We start from the raw sequence: 21719 nt of genomic DNA on the forward strand, positions 1-21719 counted from the left end.
GGGTGGGTGGGTGGGTGGGCCGGGAGGCTGGCCGTGTTGGGGAGTGGCCGCCTCCCGGCCCGCCCTGGCGGGCTGCTTCGGCGCGCAACGGGGTCGCGCCGGTGCTCCACCGCCGGGGGAGGTCGGCGGGAGCGCCCGCTGCAGCGCCTGCGGTGGTGTCCGGGGTCACCGCGGCGCGGGACTGATCAGCCGCCTCTCGGTGGGGTGGCTGGGGTCTTGGGGGGCGACGGGGGCAGGGGGAGGAGGCGGACTCTGCCTGTGCTCACCAGGCGGAGCGGGTCCAGGTAGGTGTCGGCCTTGCGGGCTCCCCAGTGCAGGCACGGGGTGGTGGGGCAGTGGCCCGCCTGGAGGTGGCCGATGACGTCGCCCTGGCGGACCTTGTGGCCTGCGGTGACGGTGGGCGCTACCGGTTCGTAGGTGGTGCGCAGGCCCGCTGGGTGTTGCAGGGACACGAGGGTTCTGGCTGCTACGGCGCCCGCGTAGACGACGGTGGCGTCGGCTGTCGCGAGGACCGGGGTGCCTGCCGGGGCTGCCAGGTCGGCGCCCCGGTGGCCTGGGCCGAAGGGGGTCGTGGGGGCCTCGAAGGTGCGCACCACCTGGTGCGGGGGCGGGAGGGGCCAGGTGTGGCGGGAGGTCGGGGGTGCGGCGAGGGCCAGGGCGAGGGTGCCGGGGAGGAGGGCCGTCGTCAGGAGTGTGGTGGGGAGGAGGGGCATGGGGTCAACGTTGGGGGGTGGGGACCTCGGGGACCAGCGGGGATCTGGGATCTGTGGATTACTCGCCGGTTGTGGACAAGTCGGGTGGGGGTGCGGGGGGCGATTCGAGATTTGACGGGGGGTCGGAGTAGACTTTCGGGCGCGTCCCGTCTGTGCGCGGGACGACTTCGCGTGCCAACGCAGATCCGACCCGCTGGTTCAGCGTGGTCGAGTCACGACGTCCGACGGTCCTGACGGTGCAGAGATGCGCCGCGGGTGCGGGCCGAGGCGGTGGCACCAGGGCGGAAGGCCGAACAGGCCGGAAGCGACAACCGGACTGACGCGCAAAGGCGAGACCTCGCGCGTCCTACAGATGAGGTGCGAACCGGCCATGGCCGTCGTAACCATGAAGCAGCTGCTCGACAGCGGCGTGCACTTCGGGCACCAGACCCGGCGCTGGAACCCGAAGATGAAGCGCTACATCCTCACCGAGCGCAACGGCATCTACATCATCGACCTGCAGCAGACGCTGACCTACATCGACCGGGCTTACGAGTTCGTCAAGGAGACGGTCGCGCACGGCGGGTCGATCCTGTTCATCGGCACGAAGAAGCAGGCGCAGGAGGCCATCGCCAACGAGGCGCTCCGCGTCGGCATGCCTTACGTGAACCAGCGCTGGCTGGGCGGCATGCTCACCAACTTCTCGACGGTCCACAAGAGGCTTCAGCGCCTCAAGGAGCTCGAGTCGATGGAGCAGACCGGCGGTTTCCAGGGTTTCACCAAGAAGGAAATCCTGATGATGAACCGCGAGAAGGACAAGCTGGAGCGCACGCTCGGCGGTATCCGCGACATGTCCAAGGTGCCCAGCGCCGTGTGGATCGTGGACACCAAGAAGGAGCACATCGCGGTCGGTGAGGCTCGCAAGCTGAACATCCCGATCGTCGCGATCCTCGACACCAACTGCGACCCGGACGAGGTCGAGTTCCCGATCCCGGGCAACGACGACGCGATCCGTTCCGCCGCCCTGCTGACCAAGGTCGTGGCCGAGGCCGCCGCCGCCGGTCTCATGCAGCGCTCCGGTGCTCGCCGCGACGCCGCCGAGGGCCAGGACAAGCCCGAGGTCGCTGTCGACGAGCCGCTGGCGGAGTGGGAGCAGGAGCTCCTCACCAACAACGCGGCCCCCGCGGCCGAGGCCCCGGCCGAGCAGCCCGTCCAGTCCTGATCTCCCCCACGAGGTGCCCGCGAACCAGCGGGCACCTCGTGACCTAAGCGCGTACATCGCAGAAGGAAAACGATGGCGAACTACACCACCGCGGACGTCAAGAAGCTCCGCGAGCTGACCGCCGCCGGCATGATGGACTGCAAGAAGGCGCTCGACGAGGCTGACGGCGACTTCGACAAGGCCGTCGAGATCCTGCGCATCAAGGGCGCGAAGGACGTCGGCAAGCGCGCCGAGCGCACCACGTCCAACGGCCTCGTCGCCGTCAAGGACGGCGCGATGGTCGAGCTGCGCTGCGAGACCGACTTCGTGGCCAAGAACGCCGACTTCATCGCCCTGGCCGACGACATCGTCGCGATCGCCAAGGCGAACAAGGTCGCCGACGTCGACGCCCTCAAGGCGGTCGAGGTCGACGGCAAGACCGTGGACGCGCTGGTCCAGGAGTTCTCCGCCAAGATCGGCGAGAAGCTCGAGCTGGCGAAGGCCGTCGACTACGACGGCACCGTCTCGGTCTACCTGCACAAGCGCGCTGCCGACCTGCCGCCCGCCGTGGGCGTGCTCGTCGAGTACACCGGTGACAACGCCGAGGTCGCGAAGGGCGCCGCGATGCAGATCGCCGCCATGCGTCCGAAGTTCGTCACGCGTGAGGACGTCCCGGAGGAGCTGGTCGCCAACGAGCGCCGCATCGCCGAGGAGACCGCTCGCGAGGAGGGCAAGCCCGAGGGCGCGCTCCCCAAGATCGTCGAGGGTCGCGTCAACGGCTTCTTCAAGGACGTCGTGCTCCTCGAGCAGGCTTCCGTGACGGACAGCAAGAAGACGGTCAAGGCTCTTCTGGACGAGGCCGGCGTGACGGTGACCCGTTTCGCTCGGTTCGAGGTCGGCCAGAGCTGATTCGCATGAGGGCGGGGTTGCACGTACCAGCGACCCCGCCCTTGGCGTGTCCACACCAGTTTCCCAGGGCGCGAGGAGAGGACCTGTGAGCGAAGAAGGTAGCCACGGCTACAACCGGGTGATGCTCAAGCTCGGTGGCGAGATGTTCGGCGGCGGTGGCGTCGGAGTTGATCCCGACGTCGTCCAGACGGTCGCCAAGCAGATCGCGGCCGTCGTCCGCTCCGGCGTGCAGGTCGCCGTCGTGATCGGTGGCGGCAACTTCTTCCGCGGGGCCGAGCTCCAGCAACGCGGTATGGACCGGTCGCGCGCCGACTACATGGGCATGCTCGGCACGGTCATGAACTGCCTGGCGCTGCAGGACTTCCTGGAACGCGAGCACGGCATCGACACGCGCGTGCAGACGTCGATCCAGATGACGCAGGTCGCCGAGTCCTACATCCCCCGCCGCGCGATGCGCCACCTCGACAAGGGCCGCGTCGTGATCTTCGGCGGCGGTGCGGGCCTGCCGTACTTCTCCACCGACACCACCGCCGCCCAGCGCGCGCTGGAGATCGGCTGCGAGATCGTCCTGATGGCGAAGGCCGTCGACGGCGTCTACACGGCCGACCCCAAGATCGACCCGGACGCGCTGATGTTCGACAACATCACCCACCGCGAGGTGCTGGAGCGCGGCCTCAACGTCGCCGACGCCACGGCCTTCAGCCTCTGCATGGACAACAACATGCCGATCCTCGTCTTCAACCTCCTCACCGAGGGCAACATCGCTCGCGCGGTGCGTGGTGAGAAGATCGGCACTCTGGTCAGCACCCCCGGTGGCCGTCCGGCCTTCTAGACCTGGTGGGATCTCTCCAGGACCGGGAATTGGGCACGAACACGCAGAGCAAGGAGCAGTCGTGATCGACGAGACCCTCCTCGACGCCGAGGAGAAGATGGAAAAGGCGGTTTCGGTGGCGAAGGAGAACCTCTCCTCCGTCCGGACCGGTCGTGCGACTCCCTCGATGTTCAACCGCATCCACATCGACTACTACGGCTCGATGACGCCGCTGAACCAGATGGCCAGCATCACGGTCCCCGAGGCGCGCATGGCGGTCGTGAAGCCGTACGACGCGGGCCAGCTGAACGCCATCGAGAAGGCGATCCGGGACTCCGACCTGGGCGTCAACCCGAGCAACGACGGCTCGATCATCCGCATCGTCATCCCGCAGCTCTCCGAGGAGCGCCGCCGGGACATGGTGAAGGTCGCCAAGCAGAAGGGCGAGGACGCGCGCGTCTCCGTCCGCGGCGTCCGCCGCAAGGCGAAGGAAGAGATCGACAAGCTCGTCAAGGACGGCGAGGTCGGCGAGGACGACGGTGCTCGTGGTGAGAAGGAGCTCGACGCTCTCACCCACAAGTACGTCGCCCAGGTCGACGAGCTCGTGAAGCACAAGGAAGCCGAGCTTCTCGAAGTCTGATCCCCTTCTGATGGTTCGCCCGGCCGAGTCGCGGCAGGCGTGATGGCCCTGGCCGGGCGGAGGTCTTGATGGGAGCACAGGTGGCAGGCGGTCCCGCGGACGTGCCCGCGTCGAAGCCGTCGCGCGCGGGACGTGACCTGCGGGCGGCGATCCTCGTCGGCGTCGGGCTCGGCGCGGTGATCATCGCGTCGCTGCTGACCGTCAAGGAGACGTTCATCGGCATCGTCGCCGCCGCGGTGGCGGTGTCGACGTGGGAGATCGCCAACGCCTTCAAGAAGGCGGGCATCACCGTCGCCCTCTGGCCCGCCCTGATCGGCGGGCAGGCGATCCTCTGGCTGTCCTGGCCGCTGGAGCGCACCGGCATGATGACCGCGTTCGTGGTCACGGTGCTGGTGTGCATGATCTGGCGGTTCCGGGGCGGTTCCGACGGCTACCTGCGCGACCTGAGCGCCTCGGTGTTCACCGTCGCGTACGTGCCGTTGTTCGCGGCTTTCGCGGCCATGCTCGTCGTTCCCGACGACGGCGTGGGCCGCGTGTTCGCGTTCATCATCGGTGTCGTGCTCTCGGACGTCGGCGGCTACGCGGCGGGCGTCTTCCTCGGCAAGCACCCGATGGCGCCGTCGATCAGCCCGAAGAAGTCCTGGGAGGGCTTCGGGGGTTCGCTGGTCGCCGGCATGGTCGGTGGCGCGATCACCCTGACGACGCTGCTGGACGGCCAGTGGTGGCACGGCGTGCTGTTCGGTGCCGCGCTGGTCGTCACGGCCACCGCGGGCGACCTGGTCGAGTCGCTGATCAAGCGTGACCTCGGCATCAAGGACATGGGCACGCTGCTGCCCGGCCACGGCGGCCTGATGGACCGGATGGACTCGCTCCTCCCGTCCGCCGTCGTCTCCTGGCTGCTGCTGCACCTCTTCGTGCAGTAGCCGGCCCGCGCTAGTCGTCGAACGGGTCGTCCACCTCGGTGCGCGGCTCGGCCTCGATCACGCGGGACTGGTCGATCACGGAGAACGCCATTCCCGCGTGGTCCTCGACCACGGTGATGCGTCCGAACGGGGTGTCGTAGGGCTCGACGGTCACGCGGCCGCCGAGCTCCAGCACCCGGTACGCCACCGAGTCCGTGCCGATCTCCGGCGCGGCGTTGAAGTACACCATCCAGTGGGAGCGCTCTCCGTATGGGAACTCGCGCCCCATCTTCTGCCGCCCGATCACCTCGGTGCCCTCGACGGACCACGACGCGTAGTCCAGCCGGTGACCGTCGCCGATCTGCGTGATGTCGTAGTGGCACAGCTCGCCGAAGAACTCGTCGGCCGCCGCGCCGTCGCGGGTGTTGAGCTCGGCCCACGCGTAGGAACCATGCCCGCCCATGCCGAACCGCCAGTCCGGCGGTACGTGCCGGAACCCGACGACGGCGCCGGTCGGGTCGGCGATCACCGTGCTCTGCGTGTGGTCGGCGGCGTCCTCGGGGTTGCGCAGCACCGTGCCGCCGAGGTGGAAGGCCTTCTCCGCAGTGGCCCGCGCATGAGGTGTGACCAGGTACAACCGCCACGCTTCCGAATCACCCTGGGGCAGTCCGGCGACGGGGATGCCGTCGACCATCGCGACGGTGTAGCCCGCGTCGTCGGCGTAGTGCCAGCCGAACAGGCCTGTGTAGAACTCGATCGCGCCCTTGAGGTCGTCGACGGTTCTCTCGACCCAGCACGGACTTCCGGACAGCAACGGCGCGAGTTGGGGTGTGTTGGGCGCGATCGACACTGACGCCTCCTGCAGGGGGAGAGATGCCACAACGCTACGCCGTGATTGGACGAATTCGTACGGTCAATGACAAATGGAAGCCCTACAGTGGCTTTTGTGAGGGGATTCGTGCGGGCGGCGCTGAACGCGGTGCGTCCGGCAGATGTCGTGCCCAGTCCGAACATCTGGCATTGGCCTGACGTGTACGAGGTCGAGAACCGCGCGCAGGACGCGCACGGGGCGATCTGGGCGGCGATACGCGAAGAATGTCCGTTTGGCGGGCGTGATGTCGTGGACGTGGGCTGCGGTGATGGATTTCATCTGCCGTTGTTCGCGGAGACCGCGAAATCTGTCACGGGCGTGGAACCGCACCCGCCGTTGGTCGCGCGGGCCAAGCGCAGAATTGCTTCGCTGACGAATGCACGCGCGGTCTCCGGACCCGCGCAGGGGTTGCCGCTCGACGACTCTTCCGCAGATCTCGTGCACGCCCGCACCGCCTATTTCTTCGGGCCCGGATGTGAACCGGGACTGCGTGAGGCGGACCGGGTGCTGCGGCCGGGCGGGGCGTTGGTGATCGTGGACCTGGACGGGCTCGCCGATCCGTACGGGCCGTGGTTGCGCGCCGACGAACCGCGCTACGACCCCGTGGTGGTCGAGAAGTTCTTCGCGGACAACGGGTTCTCCCTCCGGCGCGTCACGGCCGAGTGGCGGTTCGAGCGGCGTGAGGACCTGGAGGCGGTGTTGCGCATCGAGTTCTCCGAGAAGGTCGCCGAACGCGCGATCGCCTCCGTGGCCGGGCTGAGCTTCCCCGTCGGCTACCGGGTGCACGTGCGGCGCAAGCCAGCCGGGCTGATCGTGTGATCCGCGACTAGGCTCGGTTCGTGGAGACGCGAAACGCAGGTAGGTTGGGCCGCCAGGTCGGTGTCGTGGGGCTGGGCTGCTGGCAGCTCGGCGCCGACTGGGGCGAGGTGGACGAGAGCGACGCGCTCGCGTTGCTGCACGCCGCGGCGGACACGGGGGTCGACTTCTTCGACACCGCCGACGTCTACGGCGACGGTCGCAGCGAGACGCTCGTCGGGCGTTTCCTCAAGGAGCGCAAGGACGACGGGATCTTCGTCGCCACGAAGATGGGGCGGCGGCTGCCGGCGCAGGTCAGCGAGGGGTACAGCAAGGAGAACTTCCTCGCGTGGAACGACCGTAGCCGCCGCAACCTGGGGGTCGACACCCTGGACCTCGTGCAGCTGCACTGCCCGCCGACCGCGGTGTACAGCCGCGACGAGGTGTACGACACCTTGGACGAAATGGTGGAGCAGCAACGGATCGCTGCTTACGGCGTGTCGGTGGAGAAGGTCGAGGAGGCGCTGGAGGCGATCAGGCGTCCGCACGTGGCCAGCGTGCAGATCATCCTGAACGCGTTCCGGCACAAGCCCCTCGAGCAGGTGCTGCCCGCGGCCGCCGAGGCCGGTGTGGCGATCATCGCGCGGGTGCCGCTCGCGTCCGGTCTGCTGACCGGGAAGTACGACAAGGCAACGACTTTCGGTGCGGACGACCACCGCAACTACAACCGCAACGGTGAGGCGTTCGACGTCGGCGAGACCTTCTCCGGCGTGCCGTTCGAGGTCGGCCTGGAGGCGGTGGAACGCCTGCGGCCGCTGGTGCCGGAGGGGGCCACGATGGCGCAGTTCGCGCTCAGGTGGATCGTGGACCAGTCCGGCGTCACGGTGGTGATTCCCGGTGCTCGCAACGTGGAGCAGGCGCGGGCGAACTCGCACGCGGCGTCGTTGGAGCCGGTGGACGGCAAGGCCGTCACCGAGGTCTACGACGAGCTGATCCGGCCGCACGTGCACGACCGGTGGTAGGTCACTCCTCGGCGAGGATGGCGTACAGCTTGCGCCGCAACTCGGTGTAGAGCTCGGCCGCGCGGGTCTTCTGCTCCGGCGTGCCCGCGTGGGAGATCTGCTCCATCGCGGCGCCGAGCAGCCGGACCGCGGTGCGCAGTTCGCCGTCGACCGGGTCGAGCTGGATGTCGATGTCGTGCCAGGGCGGGGCCGTGTGCTCCGCCCTGCCGTGTTCGGTGACGGTGAACAGCTTCTTGCCGCTCTCCTCGTTCGCGGCGACGAGGCCTTCGTCGGCGAGCATCTGCAGCGTCGGGTAGACCGAGCCGGGGCTCGGGCTCCACACGCCGCCGGTGCGTCGCGCGATCTCCTGGATGATCTCGTAGCCGTGCATCGGCCGTTCTGCCAGCAAGGACAGAACCGCCGCCCGGACGTTGCCGCGCCTCTGGCGGCCGCCCCTGCCGCCGCCCCCGAAGGGACCGCGGCGATGCCTGTGGTGGTGCTCTCTGTGGTGTGGTTTCATCATCATGTCGTTAACGATATATCGGAAGCTATCGCGATGCAACGGTCTTGGTCCGGCGAACTTCGTGGGACACTGGGTGTGCTATGACTTCGCTTCCCCTTGTCTTCGACGCGCCCAAGCGCGGCCTGCCGCCGCGCCACCTGGTCGACCTCTCGCCCGCCCAACGCGCGGAAGCCGTTGCGGCCCTTGGTGAGAAGCCGTTCCGGGCGAAGCAGCTGTCGAACCACTACTTCAGCCGTCTGACCGTCGACCCGGCCGAGATGACCGACATCCCGGCGTCCACGCGCGACAAGCTGGTGGCCGACCTGATGCCGCCGTTGTTCACGGTCGTGCGCAAGGTCACCACCGACGAGGGCACCACAGCGAAGACGCTGCTGCGCGCGCACGACGGCACGCTCATCGAGTCCGTCCTCATGCGCTACCCGGACCGCGCGACGCTGTGCATCTCCTCACAGGCGGGCTGCGGCATGGCGTGCCCGTTCTGCGCGACCGGCCAGGGTGGCCTGCAGCGCAACCTGTCGACCGCGGAGATCGTGGACCAGGTCCGGATGGGTGCCGCCGCGATGCGCGACGGCGACCTGCCCGGCGGCCCCGGCCGGCTGTCGAACATCGTCTTCATGGGCATGGGCGAGCCGCTCGCGAACTACAAGCGGATCCTCGAGGCCGTGCACCGCATCTGCGACCCGGCACCGGACGGTCTGGGCATCTCGCAGCGGCACGTCACCGTGTCGACCGTCGGCCTGGTGCCGGCGATCAAGAAGCTGACCGAGGAGAACCTCCAGGTGCGGCTCGCGGTGTCGCTGCACACGCCGGACGACGAGCTGCGCGACACGCTGGTGCCGGTCAACACGAAGTGGAACGTCTCCGAGGTGCTGGAGGCGGCCCGCGGGTACGCGGACAAGACCGGTCGCCGCGTCTCCATCGAGTACGCGTTGATCCGCGACATCAACGACCAGGGGTGGCGCGCGGACCTGCTCGGCAAGAAGCTGCGCAAGCACCTCGGCCAGCTTGTGCACGTGAACCTGATCCCGCTGAACCCGACGCCGGGCAGCAAGTGGGACGCGTCGCCGAAGCCCGTCGAGCGGGAGTTCGTGCGGCGGGTGCGGGAGCAGGGCGTCGAGTGCACCGTGCGCGACACCCGTGGGCAGGAGATCGCCGCGGCCTGCGGTCAGCTCGCTGCCGAAGGCTGATGGACGCCGCGCAGATCGGCGCCGCCCTCGACGAGGTCTTCGACCACGCGCTCGTCTTCCACGGCTTCACCGACTACCTGCGCGACTACGACGTCTTCGTCCACGTCACGTCCGATCCCGTCACGGGCATCCCGCCAGAACACCTGCGGTACCGGTTCAAGCACTGCGTTCACGCCGCCGTCACGACCACGGTGGCACCGCAGACGTGGCGCGGGTCGCTCGACGACGCGTTCGTCGACGGCTGGGAGGACCGGGACGACCTGGACGGGTACGTCTGGGGCGTGCGCTGGCAGGTGCTCTACCCCGGCGCGAAGCTCGTCGCGGACTCCGCAGCCGCCGCCACGTGGTCCGAGCGGCTCGGGATGCCGATGCACGAGGTGGTGGTCGAGGCCAACGGGCACCACATCACGCTGGTGTTCGCTGACCTGGTGGTCGACCGCGTCGAGCCAGGTCATGTGCCTTTCGCGGTGACCTGACCCGACGCGTTGACGGTCAGACGTCGGTGTACCAGTGGACGCCGAGCGTGCCGCGGTTCGCGATGCGGTTCTGCGCCTCGATGCCCACCCAGCCGCGGAACTGCTGCGCGTCGTCGATCACCTGCAGTTGCGGCTTGAGGTGCGAGCCGCCGGCGTAGCAGGTGTTGCCGCCCTGCAGCAGGCACGTGCAGAAGTGCTCGTAGTAGTTCTTGCGGCCCCCGTCGGACGCCAGGTAGTAGCGGACGGCCTTCTGCTCACCCGGTTTGCAGGCCGAGCAGGCGGTCGAACCGTCCGCCACCGCGATCGCGGCGCTGAGGCAGTTGCCGTTGCACTTCTTGAACTCCTGCAGGTTGATGCCCGAAGTGCCCCAGTCCGAGGTCAGCTTCTCGTTCTTGGCGTCCCAGGCGTTGTAGCGGAACTCGCCGGGGTAGCGCTTCTTCGGGATGTCGTCGAGCGGCACGGAGACGGTGGTCCTGACGTTGCTGCCGTAGCCCTTGCCGACGTTCGCGCCGTAGCTCGAGCCGGTCAGCGCGATCACGCTGATGCCGGTCTCCGGGCGGCTCACCGTCCAGTTCTCGGTGGAGCCGTTGCTCCAGGTGATGGCCAGCTTGTCGCCGGTGACGGTGTAGGTGCCGCGCAACTCCTTGACCTCGGCGCCGTTCTGGAAGCCGCCGGCGGTGTGGATCTTGCAGTTGTCGCAGCCCGCCGAGGTCGGGGCGATGGTGGCGGCCGGGTAGCCGATGTTCCAGCTCCAGAACCAGAACGCCTCGCGCACGGTGCCGTCGAGGGCGAAGTAGTACATCGCGAGCCTGGCGAACTCCTTGCCCGTCGGCGGTGTGCCTTCCGGCGCCACCTGACCGATGCTGACGGCGTAACTCTCCTTGCCGCCCGGGCGTTCGGCTGCCTGCGCCGGGACCGGCGACACCAGTGCGAGGAGAACCCCGATCACGACGAGGCCAGAGAGCTTGCGTTTCAACGTCATCATCCCCCTGAAGACGTGGTGTGCAATCGTTCGGAACATAGCAGCGTGATCGGACGGTTACGCAGAGTTTCATCAGGTTGGGGGAAGTGCGTAAATCTGTAGCCCTGGGTGGAGCAGCGCTCTAGCGTTGCCTGCGATGAAACTCGAGGGGGAACGCTGGCGCACGCTCGTCAGCAACGTGCGGCTGGGCAAGGACGAGTACCGCGTGGTGCAGCCTGTCCGGCCGCCGAAGCACGCACCGCTGTACGAGGGGTATGCGGGCGTCGAGTCCTGTGTGGACAAAGAGGGGGCGCGGACCGTCGCGATGGCGTGGGAGATCGCGATGCGGTCGCCGCGCACGCTTGTGCACCTGCCGCTGAGGCAGAGCGATCCGCGGTGTTCGTGGAGTGACGGGCCGTTTCTGGACCTGGTGCTGATGCACCACAGCCTGGGGTTCCGGCTGTCGAAGTGGAAGGACGTGCGCGCGAGGCTGCGGGGCGGGCGGCCGCACACGTTCGACTGCAGGGGCTTCCGGCCGGTGGACGACTACGACTGGCGCTACGACCGGGAGAACAGGGACCTGTTGCGCGGCGAGATCGTCGGCGAGACCGCGTTCGTCGTCGGCAGCGCGCGGGCGTTCAACTTCGAGGGACTGCGCTTGCAGGACTTGGTCGAGGACGGCCCGCGGCAGATGCACGAGGACCCCGGGATGCATTGCTGCGCGGAGATCACCGAGAGCCTGTGGCACTGGAAGTGGCTGCACGTGGTGTACTGCGAAGAACATCGCGTGCACGCCTGAGGGGGCAACGAAAATGGGCGTCCTGTACGACTACTTCACCGCGCCGTCGGACGACGAGGCCGCGACCGTGGTCCTGGGTGGACCCGTGCGGCGGTTCCCGACGGTGGAGACGAAGTCGCTCGACCCCGCGGTCGTGATGGGACAGCTGGAGGAACTGCTCACCGGGCGCCCGTACGACGATATCTGCGACGACCCCGGGTGGGGTGACGACGTCGCCATGGAGCACGGCGGCGACGTGCTGGTCCTCACGGTCACCGACGGCCTGCGGGACGGGCTCGCGGACGCCGGTGACCTGGACGGGGTCGCGGTGCGGTGGGCCGGGATCGAGGAACTGGAGGGGTTCGACCCGATGGTGCTCGCCGAGATCCTGAAAGACCTCAAAACCCTTGCCGTGCAGGCGAAAGAGAGCGGCCAGCGGCTCTACTGCTGGGCCAGCCTCTAGGGCTTCACCTCGGTCAGGGCGCCGGTCGCCACGTCGAACACGAAGCCGCGCACCGAATCCTTCACCGGCACGAAAGGGTTGCCGGTGATGCGCGAGATCGACTGCCGCACGTCCTCCTCCAGGTCGCCGAACGCCTCGGCGGACCACGCGGGCTTCACGCCGACCTCGTCCTGGATCGACCGCTTGAACTCGTCGTCGGTGAACGTCAGCATGCCGCAGTCGGTGTGGTGGATGAGGATGATCTCGCGCGTGCCGAGCAGGCGCTGGCTGATGGCGAGCGACCGGATCTCGTCCTCGGTCACGACGCCGCCGGCGTTGCGGATGACGTGCGCCTCGCCTTCCTGCAGGCCCAGCACGCGGTACACGTCGATGCGGGCGTCCATGCACGCCACGACGGCCACCTGCTTGGCGGGCGGCAGCGGCAGCGGCCCGGAGAACTGGGAGGCGTAGGTGGCGTTGTTGGCGAGCAGTTCGTCGGTCACCGACATGGTTCAAGTCCTCTCACCTGGATGTATAGGTGAGCAAACTGTCGTATGCGCATACCTGCAACAGCGCCCGAAAGGTGGGAAAGGCCCCCACCCAGACACAAGCGGGGGCCGACACATCCCTAGAGCGTCCAGTTCTGGTTCGCGCCGCCCGTGCACGTCCAGATCTGCAACCGCGTGCCGTCGGCGGACGAGCCGCCCGCCGCGGTCCAGACCTTCTCGAACGGTGGTGAACCCGGCACGCGCTGTCAGCGGACAGAGCCGGACAGGGAACCGGCCGACACGACCGTGCGGCTACCATGCCGCGACGTGGGGGAAGAAACGAGGCTGGTCGCGGGCAGATACGCGACGATCCGGGAGCTGGGCCGGGGCGGCATGGGGGTCGTCTGGCTCGCCGAGGACAAGGTCATCGGACGGCAGGTCGCGCTCAAGGAGCTGCGCACGACCGAGACCGAACGGGTGCTCCGCGAAGCACGCACGGCAGGGCGTCTGAACAGCCCGAACGTCGTCGGCATCTACGACGTCATCGTCGAGCACGGCGCGACGTACCTGGTCATGGAGCTGGTCGAGGCGCCCACGCTCTCGCAGGTCATGACCCGCAGGCAGCTCACCGAGGACGAGGTGGCGGACATCGGGCTGCAGGTCCTCAACGCCCTGGAGGCGGCGCACGCGGCGGGGATCGTGCACCGCGACGTCAAGCCCAGCAACATCATGGTGCTGCCCGACGGACGCGTGAAGCTCGCGGACTTCGGCATCGCTCGCGCGATGGACGACTCCGGGCTGACGGCGACCGGCGGCATCATGGGCTCGCCGGGGTACATGGCGCCGGAGTTGTTCGCGGGCAAGCAGCCTTCGCCGGCGAGCGACCTGTGGGCGTTGGGCGCCACCATGTTCCACGCCGTCGAGGGCCGTTCGCCGTTCCAGCGCGACACGACCGCGGCCACCATGCACGCGATCATGTACGAGGAGCCGGTCCTGCACCGGACCAGCGGACCGCTCGCCGACACGATCATGGCGTTGCTGACCCAGGACGACACGCGCCGGCTCACGGCCGCGCAGCTCAAGCTCCGGCTCAGCGGCGCGACGACGGTGGTCAAGCCGCACACGCCGTCCGAGCAGACCGTCGTCATCGAACCGGTCACCAGCTACGTCACCCCGAGCACGCCGACGCACGCGGACTGGGACGACCAACCCCGGTCGCGCAAGAAGATCGGTGTCTTCGCGGGTGCGGCGGCCGCGCTCGTCGTGATCGCGCTCGTCGCGGTCTTCGTCCTCAAACCCGATGCACAGCAAGGAATCGCGTCCGCTCAGCAGAGCGCGAGTTCGGCCCAGCCGACCGGGACCACGAGCAGCACGGCCTCCAGCGCACCGGCGAGCAGCAGCAGCGCGGCACCCAGCAGCAGCTCCGCACCGCCGTCCAGCCAGGCGTCGCAGCCCGTTCAGGCACCCCCGCCGCAACAGACGACGACGCAATCGAAACCGCCGCGCCAGACCGTCGCGTTCACGCGGTACATCAAGAACGGCACCGCCTTCCACTACAGCGGCACCCCGCAGCTCGGCCCGCCCGCGGGCTTCAGCGTCGAGGACACCGGCGGCCTCGGCAAGCTCCTGGTGAACGAGGAACCGGGTACCCGGATGCTCTACGCCTGCCGCCTCATCAACTCCGAGGACCACATGACCTCGACGCAGCCGAACTGCGAGGGCCAGACCGTCCTCGGCAAGCTCGGCTACGTCTTCATCCACCAGCCGGCGGACGTCCCCGCGCTGCCGGTGTACCGGTGCCTGTTCAAGGGCACGCACTTCGACTCGATCCACGCGAACTGCGAGGGGCAGCAGCCCGAGTTCCAGTTCGGCTGGACCGTCCGGTGATCGCGGGTCGGTACCGCCTGGTCCGCGAACTCGGCCGGGGCGGCATGGGCGTGGTCTGGCTCGCCGAGGACCAGGTCATCGGACGCCGGGTCGCGCTCAAGGAGCTGCGCACGACCGAGGTCGAGCGGGTGCTCAGCGAGGCGCGCACGGCAGGCCGTCTGAACAGCCCGAACGTCGTCGCGATCCACGACGTCGTCACGGACGGCGGCGTCACGTACATCGTCATGGAACTGGTCGAGGCGCCCACTCTGACCGACCTCGTGGCGCGCCGGACGTTCACCGAGGACGAGGTCGCGAGCATCGGCCTGCAGACGCTGAGCGCGCTCGAAGCGGCGCACGCGGCGGGGATCGTGCACCGGGACGTCAAGCCCAGCAACATCATGGTGACGCCGGACGGCACGGTGAAGCTGACCGACTTCGGCATCGCCCGCGCGATGGACGACCCCGGCTTGACCGCTACCGGCGGCATCATGGGCTCGCCCGGTTACATGGCACCGGAACTGTTCGCCGGACAACGCCCGTCGCCGGCGAGCGACCTGTGGGCGTTGGGCGCCACCATGTTCCACGCGATCGAGGGCCGCTCACCGTTCCAAAGGGACACCACGGCCGCCACGATGCACGCGATCATGTACGAGGAGCCGGTGATCCAGCGGGCTCGCGGGCCGCTCGCGCACGTGATCACGGGGCTGCTGCACCAGAACCCGGTGCACCGCCTCACCGCAGCCCAGGTCCGCGCGCGGCTGGGGTCGCCGTCCGAACGCACGGTCGTCATCGAGCCCGTCACCACGTTCGTCACCCCGACCAGGGAGAACTTCGAGGACGCGCCGAAGAAGCGGCGCACCGGCCTGATCGCGGGCTCCGGGGCGGCCGTCGCCGCCGTGATCGCGCTGGTGGCGTTCCTGCTCACGAGACCCGACGACCAGCCGGTCACGACCGCGGCCCAGCAGAGCGCCGTGACGACCACGACGACCGAGTCGAGCCAGACCGCGTCCAGCAGTGCCGCTCCGTCGTCATCGAGCGCGTCGAGCGCACCACCGTCGAGCCAGGCGAGCACGCCGAGGTCCACCGCGGCCCAGCCACCTCCGCCGCCGGTGAAACTCCAGCGCAAGACCGTCGCACTCCAGCGCTGGAACGATGGCAGGTGGTACTTCACCGCCTCGCCGCTCGCGCCGAAGCCCGGCCAGTTCTCGAAGCTGGACGGCCCGGCGGGCTGGCTCGCCGAGACCTACGAGCAGGGCACCCGCGAGCTGTACGCGTGCAAGGTCGGTGACCAGGGCGACTACATGACCGCCGTCAACGCCGACTGCGACCGGCACCAGAACGTCGGCCTGCTCGGCTTCATCTTCACCACGCCGCCCGCCGAGGGCCAGGTCGTGCCGCTCTACCGCTGCACCAGGGACAACGGCAGCCGGCACTTCGACGCCCTCGACGCGAACTGCGAGGGCGAGCACCGCGACGGGCAGCTCGGCTGGGTGCTCAGCGGGCCGTAGCGGGCTCCAGGCCGACGGGTTCCGAGGCGTCGAACGTCTCGCGCGCCTCGGCCACGGACTCGTAGTTGCGCTGCGCCCACAACCGCAGCGCGGCCAGCGGTTCGGTGACGCTGCGCCCGAGTTCGGTCAGCTCGTACTCGACGCGCAACGGCACCGAGGGGTACACCGTGCGCGTGACGAGCCCGTCGCGTTCGAGAGTGCGCAACGTCTGCGTGAGCATCTTCTGGCTGATGCCCTCCAGCCGGCGCTTCAGCTCACCGAACCGGCGCGGCCCGTCCTCGAGGTCGCCGATCACCAGCGCCGTCCACTTGGACGCGACCATGTCCAGCAGGTCGCGGCACGGGCACATCTTGAGATAAACGTCCCTGATCACAGATGGTTTCTATCAGGTACCTAGTGCACAAGATAGTGCCTAATTGCTCTCAGAGACCTGGTCTCTCATGCTTGGGAGCATGCGAGCGATCATCCAGAACGAGTTCGGCGGCCCCATCACCCTCACCGACGTCCCGAAGCCTGCCCCACTGCCGACGGAGGTGCTGGTCAGGGTGCACGCGGCGGGCGTCAACCCGGTCGACTGGAAGACCCGCGCGGGCAGCGGCATGGCGGGTGTGCAGACGTTCCCGTTCATCAACGGCTGGGACGTCTCCGGCGTGGTCGAGGAGGTCGGCTTCGGCGTCACGACCCTGAAGCCCGGTGACGAGGTCTACGGCATGCCGTGGTTCCCCCGTGCCGCGGGCGCCTACGCCGAGTACGTCACGGCGCCGTCGCGGCACTTCGCGAAGAAGCCGCAGAGCCTGACCCACGTCGAGGCGGCCGCGCTGCCGCTGGCCGCGCTGACCGCCCACCAGATCCTCATCGACACCGCTGACGTGCAGAAGGGCCAGAAGGTCCTGATCACGGCCGCGGCGGGCGGCGTCGGCCACCTGGCCGTGCAGATCGCGAAGGCCCACGGCGCGCACGTCATCGGCACGGCGCGTGAGCCCAAGCACGCCTTCCTGAAGGACCTCGGCGCCGACGAGGTGGTCGACTACACCAAGGGCGACTACGAGGGCACCGACGTCGACCTGTTCGTGGACCTGGTCGGCGGTGCGTCACCGGCGCCGGTGCGGCCCGGCGGGTTGTTCGTCGGCGTGCCGTCCGGAGTGGACAGGCCGATCCGCGACGACATCAGGACCAGCCCGATCCTGGTCGAACCCGACCGCGCGGGCCTGGAGGCCATCACGGCGCTGGTCGAGTCGGGTGAGCTCAGGGTGCACGTCGACGCGACGTTCCCGCTGGCCGAGGCCGGAAAAGCACATGCCCTGGGCGAGACGGGCCGCACCCAGGGCAAGATCGTGCTGGAGATCGACTAACGGCGCCAGGGCTTCTTGCGGCGCGCGGCGTCCCACACCAGCAGGGCGATGATCGAGACGCCCGACGCGACCAGCCAGATGTTCTCGGTCTGGCCGTGGTGGTTGCCGATCAGCATCAGGAAGCAGAAGATCGCGGAGAGCCAACCGGCGATGCGCGTGCCCTTGGGCAGCTGGCCGTGCCAGCCCCACTCGTGCGACGGCTCCTCGTGCGGGTCGACGGCAGGACGCTTGTCCAGTTCCGAGGACGTGGCCACGGTTTCCTCCACTGCTCATCCGGATTACGAGGTCATCGTCGCACATGTGGGTCAGCGCGGATGTGTGAGGTCGCGCGCGCACGACTGACGGGCGAGGTCGGACGGCATTAGGCTCTGCCCGGCCCACCCGTTCGATCTCTGCGAAGGCGCCTCGACCCTTGACCGGCTTCTCTCCCGCCGAGGCCTCCACCCCGGACACGTTCGCCCCCGTCGAGATCGGTCTCCACGGTGTGCGCAAGCGCTTCTCCGACCAGGTGGCGGTCGACGGCATCTCGCTGAACGTCCACGAGGGCGAGTTCTTCTCGGTGCTCGGCCCGTCCGGCTGCGGCAAGACCACGGTCCTGCGCATGATCGCCGGGTTCGTGGACCCGGACGAGGGCCGCATCGAGCTCGACGGCAACGACATGGTGGGCGTCCCGCCCTATCGACGGGACGTCAACACCGTGTTCCAGTCGTACGCGCTGTTCCCGCACATGTCGGTGTGGGACAACGTCGCGTACGGCCTCAAGCGCAAGAAGGTGCGCGGCGACGAGCTGAAGAAGCGCGTCGGCGAGCACCTCGAACTGGTCAGGCTGTCGCAGTTCGCCAAACGCAGGCCCACGCAGCTCTCGGGTGGTCAGCAGCAGCGCGTGGCCATCGCCCGTGCGCTCGCTGCCGGTCCGCAGCTGCTGTTGCTCGACGAACCGCTGGGCGCGCTCGACGCCAAGCTCCGCAAGGAGTTGCAGATCGAGCTGATGCGCATCCAGCGCGAGGTCGGCACGACGTTCCTGTACGTCACGCACGACCAGGAAGAGGCGCTGGTCCTCTCGCACCGCATCGCCGTGATGAACGCGGGCAAGATCGAGCAGGTCGGCTACCCCGAGGACGTCTACGAACGGCCGGCGACGCGGTTCGTCGCCGGGTTCATCGGCACGTCCAACATCCTCGACGCCGAGGTGTCCGGTGTGGACGGTGGGCTGGTGTCGCTGACGGCTCCGGGCGCGACGAACCTGCGGGCGAAGTTCTCCGGCAGCGTCGCGCACGGCCGCAAGGTCGCCGCGACCGTGCGCCCCGAGAAGGTGCACCTGTTCAACGAGACCGCCGAGCCGCCGACGGGCTGGTGCGTGCTCCAAGGGGTCGTCCAGGACGTCGTCTACACCGGCGTGTCGACGCAGTTCGTGGTCGAGACGCCGGGCGGTGTGCTGACGGCGTTCGTGCAGAACGCTCAGCGCATCGACGACGCGGGCGCGCCCGGCCAGACCGTGCGGATGGCGTGGGACCCCGAGTTCACCGTGCTGCTGGAGTCCGGCGATGGGTGAGCTGCGGATCGCCCGGCTGTGGGACGTCGACAGCCCTCGGGTGACCCGGCGCACCATGCTCGGCTCGATGGCGTTCTTCGCGCTGGCCGCCTGCGCGGTCGGCCCGGCGCCGACGAACACCGGCGGCCCGAGCGCGGGCAAGGCCGTCAACCTCACCGACGAGCCGAAGCTCAACTTCTACAACTGGACCGACTACATCGCGCCGGAGACGTTGCCGGGCTTCACCTCGATCAGCGGCATCGAGGTCACCTACGACAACTTCTCCACCAACGACGAGATGGAAGCCAAGATCGCGTCCGGCCAGGCGGGCTACGACCTGGTGGTGCCGTCGGACAACTTCCTGCGGCGGTTCCTGCGCTCCGGCCTGCTCCAGCCGCTCGACCACGACGCGATCCCGAACCTGCGCAACCTCGAACAGCGGTTCGTCGAGGCCGAGTACGACCCCGGCAACCGGTTCTCCGTGCCGTGGGCCTGGGGCACCACGGGTCTCGCGTACTCGAAGTCGCAGATCGGCGGCGAGGTCACGAGCTTCGACGCGTTCGACCTGCCGAACGCCCAGGGCCGCAGCTCGATCCTGGACGAGGCCCGCGACGGCATGGCGATCGGCCTGCTCAAGCTCGGTCACGACCCGAACACCACGGACGCCGGGCAGATCGACGACGCGGCGAACTTCCTGCTGTCGCTGAAGAAGAAGCTCGGCCAGATCACCTCGGACGTGATCGAACCGCTGACCTCCGGCCAGGTGCGGCTCGCGCAGTCGTACTCCGGTGACGCGTTCCAGGCCAGTGACACCAACGACGACATCGGTTACGCGATCCCGTCCGAGGGCGGACTGTCCTACGTGGACCTCCTCGTCATCCCGAAGGACGCGCCGCACGCCGGCAACGCGCACCGGTTCATCGACCACATCCTGGGTGCGGAAGCGGGTGCGGCACTCTCCAACGCCGTCCGGTACGGCAGCCCCAACGCCGCCGCGAAGCCGTTGATGGACAAGGAACTGCTGAACAACCCGGTGGTCTACCCGCCGGACGAGCAGCTCGCGAAGCTCCCGTTCACCAAGGACCTCGGCGGCGACGCCGAAGCGCTGTACGCGGACGCCTGGACGAAGGTCAAGACCGGCTGACCGGGAAGTTCCTGATGCCGCGGATCACCACGGAGTCGCGGAACCTCAGCGGGCCCGTCTGCCGCAGCTCGGGCATCTTCCTGGCCAGCGCGCGGAACGCCACCTCGCCCTCCATGCGCGCGAGCGTGGCGCCCAGGCAGTAGTGGATGCCGCTGGAGAACGCCAGGTGCTCCGGCTTGTGCACGCGCATGACGTCGAACCTGTGCGCCTCCGGGTACACCTCGGGGTCGCGGTTCGCGGCGCCGATCAGCACCGTGACCATCTCGTCCTTGCCGATCAGGTCGACGTCCTCGTGCGCGATCCGGCTGGTCAGCTGCACCGGCGGCGCCCACCGCAGCGTCTCCTCGACCACGGCCGGCGCGAGTTCCGGGTTGGCCTTGAAGAGCTTCCACTGCGCCGGGTGCTCGAGCAGCGCGCGCGTGCCGTTGCCGATCAGGTTCACCGTCGTCTCGAAGCCCGCGACCAGCAACAACACCAGCGTGCCGAGCATCTCCTCCGGGGTGAGTTTCTGGTCCGCCTCGGCGGCGACCAACGAGCTGATCACGTCGTCACCGGGCGTCCTGCGGCGTTGCGCGATGAGCCGGTCGAACAGCGCGAGCACCTGGTCGTTGGCGTTGGCCATCTCGGTCGTGACGCCGCTGTCGAACGAGGCGGCGACGAGCGCGCCGTAGTCGGCGAACTCGGCGGTGTCCGCGTCCGGGATGCCCAGCAGGTCGCTGATCACCGAGATCGGCAACGGCGCGGCGAAGTCCGTGATGAGGTCGAACTCGTCGGAGTCCAGCAACGAGTCCGCGACCTTCTCCACCCGTGTGCGGTACTCGTCGATCTTCTTCGGGCTGAACGCGGGCGCGGCGAGCCGGCGCAGCCGCGTGTGGTCCGGTGGGTCCTGCTCCAGGAACGACTCGGGCAGCAGGCTCCCGTTGGCCGGGTAGCTGCCGTCGGCGAAGCGGACGCCGAACCGGCGGTCGCGCAGGATCTTGTTGGCCAGCGGGTGGCTCGTCGTGAGCCACATGCCGCCGTCGCGCGTCAGCGGGCCGTGCGCGCGTAACCGTTCGTAGATCGGGTGCGGGTCTTCATGTCCGGTCAGTTGCTCCAGCACTTGCTACCCCCTCGAACACCGTGGTGAGCACGAACCGGGGAGCGTCCAGCGGCGCCAGACGGCCGTAGCTGATCGCCTCCCAGGCGTTGAAGAGCCCGGCGTAGAGGGTGTGCAGGATCCACCACGCGGGCAGGTCGCGGCGCAGTTTCGTCCCCTGCAGCCGGGTGATCAGGTCGAGCACGGGCTCGTCCATCGCCTCGATGCGGGTCCGCAGCTCCGCGTCGCGTTCGAGGCCGGGGAAGCGGAGCAGGAACTCCACCCGCGGGCCGAGCGCGACCAGGCGCGTGATGAGGTCCTCGATCGCGTCGTCGCGGTCGAAGTCCACCTGGCAGGACACCGAGTCGATCAGGTCTAGAGCGTCGTTCGCGACCGCGCGGACCAGCGCCGCGCGGGTCGGGAAGCGCTTGTGGAGTGTGGTCCTGCCAACACCCGCGGCCCGTGCGACGTCGCCCAGGGACGCGGTCGGGTCCTTGAGCAGCACAGACGTCGCCGTCTGGAGCAGGTGAACACTCATGTTCACAACGGTACACGGATGTTCG

25 protein-coding genes and 1 pseudogene are annotated in these 21719 nt (G+C 68.7%); 16 read left to right on the forward strand and 10 right to left on the reverse strand.

What is annotated here, in order from left to right; genetic code table 11:
* Positions 1-185 precede the first annotated feature (185 nt).
* Positions 186-713, reverse strand: coding sequence for a M23 family metallopeptidase (locus tag QSK25_RS14260; protein WP_285638709.1), 528 nt, complete (start codon positions 711-713; stop codon positions 186-188).
* A 370-nt stretch (positions 714-1083) separates the two neighbouring features.
* Between QSK25_RS14260 and rpsB the strand changes: the two genes are divergently transcribed.
* The 5 genes from rpsB to QSK25_RS14285 all read left to right on the forward strand — a co-directional run bounded on the left by rpsB (position 1084) and on the right by QSK25_RS14285 (position 5176).
* Positions 1084-1914, forward strand: a complete 831-nt coding sequence (rpsB, locus tag QSK25_RS14265; RefSeq protein ID WP_285638710.1) for a 30S ribosomal protein S2 — start codon at positions 1084-1086, stop codon at positions 1912-1914.
* Between the two features lie 72 nt (positions 1915-1986).
* Complete coding sequence (gene tsf / locus QSK25_RS14270; RefSeq protein WP_285638711.1) at positions 1987-2802, forward strand: translation elongation factor Ts; 816 nt, start codon at positions 1987-1989, stop codon at positions 2800-2802.
* A gap of 121 nt (positions 2803-2923) precedes the next feature.
* Positions 2924-3634, forward strand: a complete 711-nt coding sequence (gene pyrH / locus QSK25_RS14275; protein ID WP_207310670.1) for a UMP kinase — start codon at positions 2924-2926, stop codon at positions 3632-3634.
* Between the two features lie 61 nt (positions 3635-3695).
* Positions 3696-4253 carry a ribosome recycling factor gene (gene frr / locus QSK25_RS14280; protein ID WP_285638712.1) on the forward strand — a complete coding sequence of 186 codons (558 nt, stop codon included), beginning with the start codon at positions 3696-3698 and terminating at the stop codon, positions 4251-4253.
* A gap of 68 nt (positions 4254-4321) precedes the next feature.
* Positions 4322-5176, forward strand: a complete 855-nt coding sequence (locus tag QSK25_RS14285; RefSeq protein ID WP_285638713.1) for a phosphatidate cytidylyltransferase — start codon at positions 4322-4324, stop codon at positions 5174-5176.
* Positions 5177-5186: 10 nt separating this feature from the next.
* Here the strand turns inward: QSK25_RS14285 and QSK25_RS14290 are convergent, their stop codons facing one another.
* The gene (locus QSK25_RS14290) at positions 5187-6005 is read right to left on the reverse strand and encodes a VOC family protein (RefSeq protein WP_285638714.1); all 819 of its coding nucleotides are present in this window, start codon (positions 6003-6005) and stop codon (positions 5187-5189) included.
* A gap of 96 nt (positions 6006-6101) precedes the next feature.
* Between QSK25_RS14290 and QSK25_RS14295 the strand changes: the two genes are divergently transcribed.
* Together QSK25_RS14295 and QSK25_RS14300 are read left to right on the forward strand one after the other, a co-directional pair.
* Positions 6102-6845, forward strand: coding sequence for a class I SAM-dependent methyltransferase (locus QSK25_RS14295; RefSeq protein ID WP_285638715.1), 744 nt, complete (start codon positions 6102-6104; stop codon positions 6843-6845).
* Positions 6846-6865: 20 nt separating this feature from the next.
* A complete protein-coding gene (locus tag QSK25_RS14300) occupies positions 6866-7843 on the forward strand; it encodes an aldo/keto reductase (protein WP_285638716.1) in 978 nt (325 codons plus the stop codon).
* Between the two features lies 1 nt (position 7844).
* Here QSK25_RS14300 and QSK25_RS14305 read toward each other — a convergent pair whose 3' ends face one another.
* Positions 7845-8231 (reverse strand): PadR family transcriptional regulator, encoded by a 387-nt coding sequence (locus tag QSK25_RS14305; protein WP_285638717.1) that lies wholly within the window; start codon positions 8229-8231, stop codon positions 7845-7847.
* A gap of 194 nt (positions 8232-8425) precedes the next feature.
* Here QSK25_RS14305 and rlmN point away from each other — a divergent pair, with 194 nt between their 5' ends.
* Together rlmN and QSK25_RS14315 are read left to right on the forward strand one after the other, a co-directional pair.
* Positions 8426-9532: a dual-specificity RNA methyltransferase RlmN gene (rlmN, locus tag QSK25_RS14310; protein WP_285638718.1), complete on the forward strand. Its 1107-nt coding sequence runs from the start codon at positions 8426-8428 to the stop codon at positions 9530-9532.
* Entirely contained in the window at positions 9532-10008 is a 477-nt protein-coding gene (locus tag QSK25_RS14315) for a YxiG-like protein (RefSeq protein WP_285638719.1), read from the forward strand. Before rlmN ends, QSK25_RS14315 begins: the two co-directional genes overlap by 1 nt.
* 16 nt (positions 10009-10024) lie before the next feature.
* Here QSK25_RS14315 and QSK25_RS14320 read toward each other — a convergent pair whose 3' ends face one another.
* Positions 10025-10984, reverse strand: a complete 960-nt coding sequence (locus QSK25_RS14320; protein ID WP_285638720.1) for a hypothetical protein — start codon at positions 10982-10984, stop codon at positions 10025-10027.
* 142 nt (positions 10985-11126) lie between these two features.
* Here QSK25_RS14320 and QSK25_RS14325 point away from each other — a divergent pair, with 142 nt between their 5' ends.
* Both QSK25_RS14325 and QSK25_RS14330 read left to right on the forward strand, forming a co-directional pair.
* Positions 11127-11768: a hypothetical protein gene (locus QSK25_RS14325; RefSeq protein ID WP_285638721.1), complete on the forward strand. Its 642-nt coding sequence runs from the start codon at positions 11127-11129 to the stop codon at positions 11766-11768.
* A 13-nt stretch (positions 11769-11781) separates the two neighbouring features.
* Positions 11782-12210, forward strand: a complete 429-nt coding sequence (locus QSK25_RS14330) for a hypothetical protein (RefSeq protein WP_285638722.1) — start codon at positions 11782-11784, stop codon at positions 12208-12210.
* On the opposite strand, the gene QSK25_RS14335 is transcribed toward QSK25_RS14330, so the two are convergent.
* Together QSK25_RS14335 and QSK25_RS14340 are read right to left on the reverse strand one after the other, a co-directional pair.
* Complete coding sequence (locus QSK25_RS14335; RefSeq protein ID WP_285638723.1) at positions 12207-12698, reverse strand: beta-class carbonic anhydrase; 492 nt, start codon at positions 12696-12698, stop codon at positions 12207-12209. The two genes, QSK25_RS14330 and QSK25_RS14335, sit on opposite strands and share 4 nt — an antisense overlap.
* A gap of 119 nt (positions 12699-12817) precedes the next feature.
* Positions 12818-12901: pseudogene (locus tag QSK25_RS14340) on the reverse strand (hypothetical protein); the annotation flags it as partial.
* Between the two features lie 103 nt (positions 12902-13004).
* Here QSK25_RS14340 and QSK25_RS14345 point away from each other — a divergent pair.
* Together QSK25_RS14345 and QSK25_RS14350 are read left to right on the forward strand one after the other, a co-directional pair.
* Complete coding sequence (locus QSK25_RS14345) at positions 13005-14564, forward strand: serine/threonine-protein kinase (protein ID WP_285638725.1); 1560 nt, start codon at positions 13005-13007, stop codon at positions 14562-14564.
* Positions 14561-16054 carry a serine/threonine-protein kinase gene (locus QSK25_RS14350; protein WP_285638726.1) on the forward strand — a complete coding sequence of 498 codons (1494 nt, stop codon included), beginning with the start codon at positions 14561-14563 and terminating at the stop codon, positions 16052-16054. Before QSK25_RS14345 ends, QSK25_RS14350 begins: the two co-directional genes overlap by 4 nt.
* Here the strand turns inward: QSK25_RS14350 and QSK25_RS14355 are convergent.
* Complete coding sequence (locus QSK25_RS14355) at positions 16041-16403, reverse strand: winged helix-turn-helix transcriptional regulator (RefSeq protein ID WP_285639369.1); 363 nt, start codon at positions 16401-16403, stop codon at positions 16041-16043. The two genes, QSK25_RS14350 and QSK25_RS14355, sit on opposite strands and share 14 nt — an antisense overlap.
* A 103-nt stretch (positions 16404-16506) precedes the next feature.
* Between QSK25_RS14355 and QSK25_RS14360 the strand changes: the two genes are divergently transcribed.
* Positions 16507-17406 carry an NADP-dependent oxidoreductase gene (locus QSK25_RS14360; protein ID WP_285638727.1) on the forward strand — a complete coding sequence of 300 codons (900 nt, stop codon included), beginning with the start codon at positions 16507-16509 and terminating at the stop codon, positions 17404-17406.
* Here the strand turns inward: QSK25_RS14360 and QSK25_RS14365 are convergent.
* Positions 17403-17660 (reverse strand): DUF2631 domain-containing protein, encoded by a 258-nt coding sequence (locus QSK25_RS14365; protein ID WP_285638728.1) that lies wholly within the window; start codon positions 17658-17660, stop codon positions 17403-17405. The genes QSK25_RS14360 and QSK25_RS14365 overlap by 4 nt on opposite strands.
* A 158-nt stretch (positions 17661-17818) precedes the next feature.
* Here QSK25_RS14365 and QSK25_RS14370 point away from each other — a divergent pair, with 158 nt between their 5' ends.
* Together QSK25_RS14370 and QSK25_RS14375 are read left to right on the forward strand one after the other, a co-directional pair.
* A complete protein-coding gene (locus QSK25_RS14370) occupies positions 17819-18958 on the forward strand; it encodes an ABC transporter ATP-binding protein (RefSeq protein ID WP_285638729.1) in 1140 nt (379 codons plus the stop codon).
* Positions 18951-20081 carry a polyamine ABC transporter substrate-binding protein gene (locus tag QSK25_RS14375; RefSeq protein ID WP_285638730.1) on the forward strand — a complete coding sequence of 377 codons (1131 nt, stop codon included), beginning with the start codon at positions 18951-18953 and terminating at the stop codon, positions 20079-20081. Before QSK25_RS14370 ends, QSK25_RS14375 begins: the two co-directional genes overlap by 8 nt.
* Here the strand turns inward: QSK25_RS14375 and QSK25_RS14380 are convergent.
* Positions 20068-21180, reverse strand: a complete 1113-nt coding sequence (locus QSK25_RS14380; protein ID WP_285638731.1) for a cytochrome P450 — start codon at positions 21178-21180, stop codon at positions 20068-20070. The two genes, QSK25_RS14375 and QSK25_RS14380, sit on opposite strands and share 14 nt — an antisense overlap.
* The gene (locus QSK25_RS14385; protein ID WP_285638732.1) at positions 21155-21694 is read right to left on the reverse strand and encodes a TetR/AcrR family transcriptional regulator; all 540 of its coding nucleotides are present in this window, start codon (positions 21692-21694) and stop codon (positions 21155-21157) included. The genes QSK25_RS14380 and QSK25_RS14385 overlap by 26 nt, the downstream gene beginning before the upstream one ends.
* Positions 21695-21719: the final 25 nt, after the last annotated feature.

It is taken from the genome of Lentzea sp. NBRC 102530, assembly GCF_030269365.1.
Classification (GTDB): Bacteria; Actinomycetota; Actinomycetes; order Mycobacteriales; family Pseudonocardiaceae; genus Lentzea.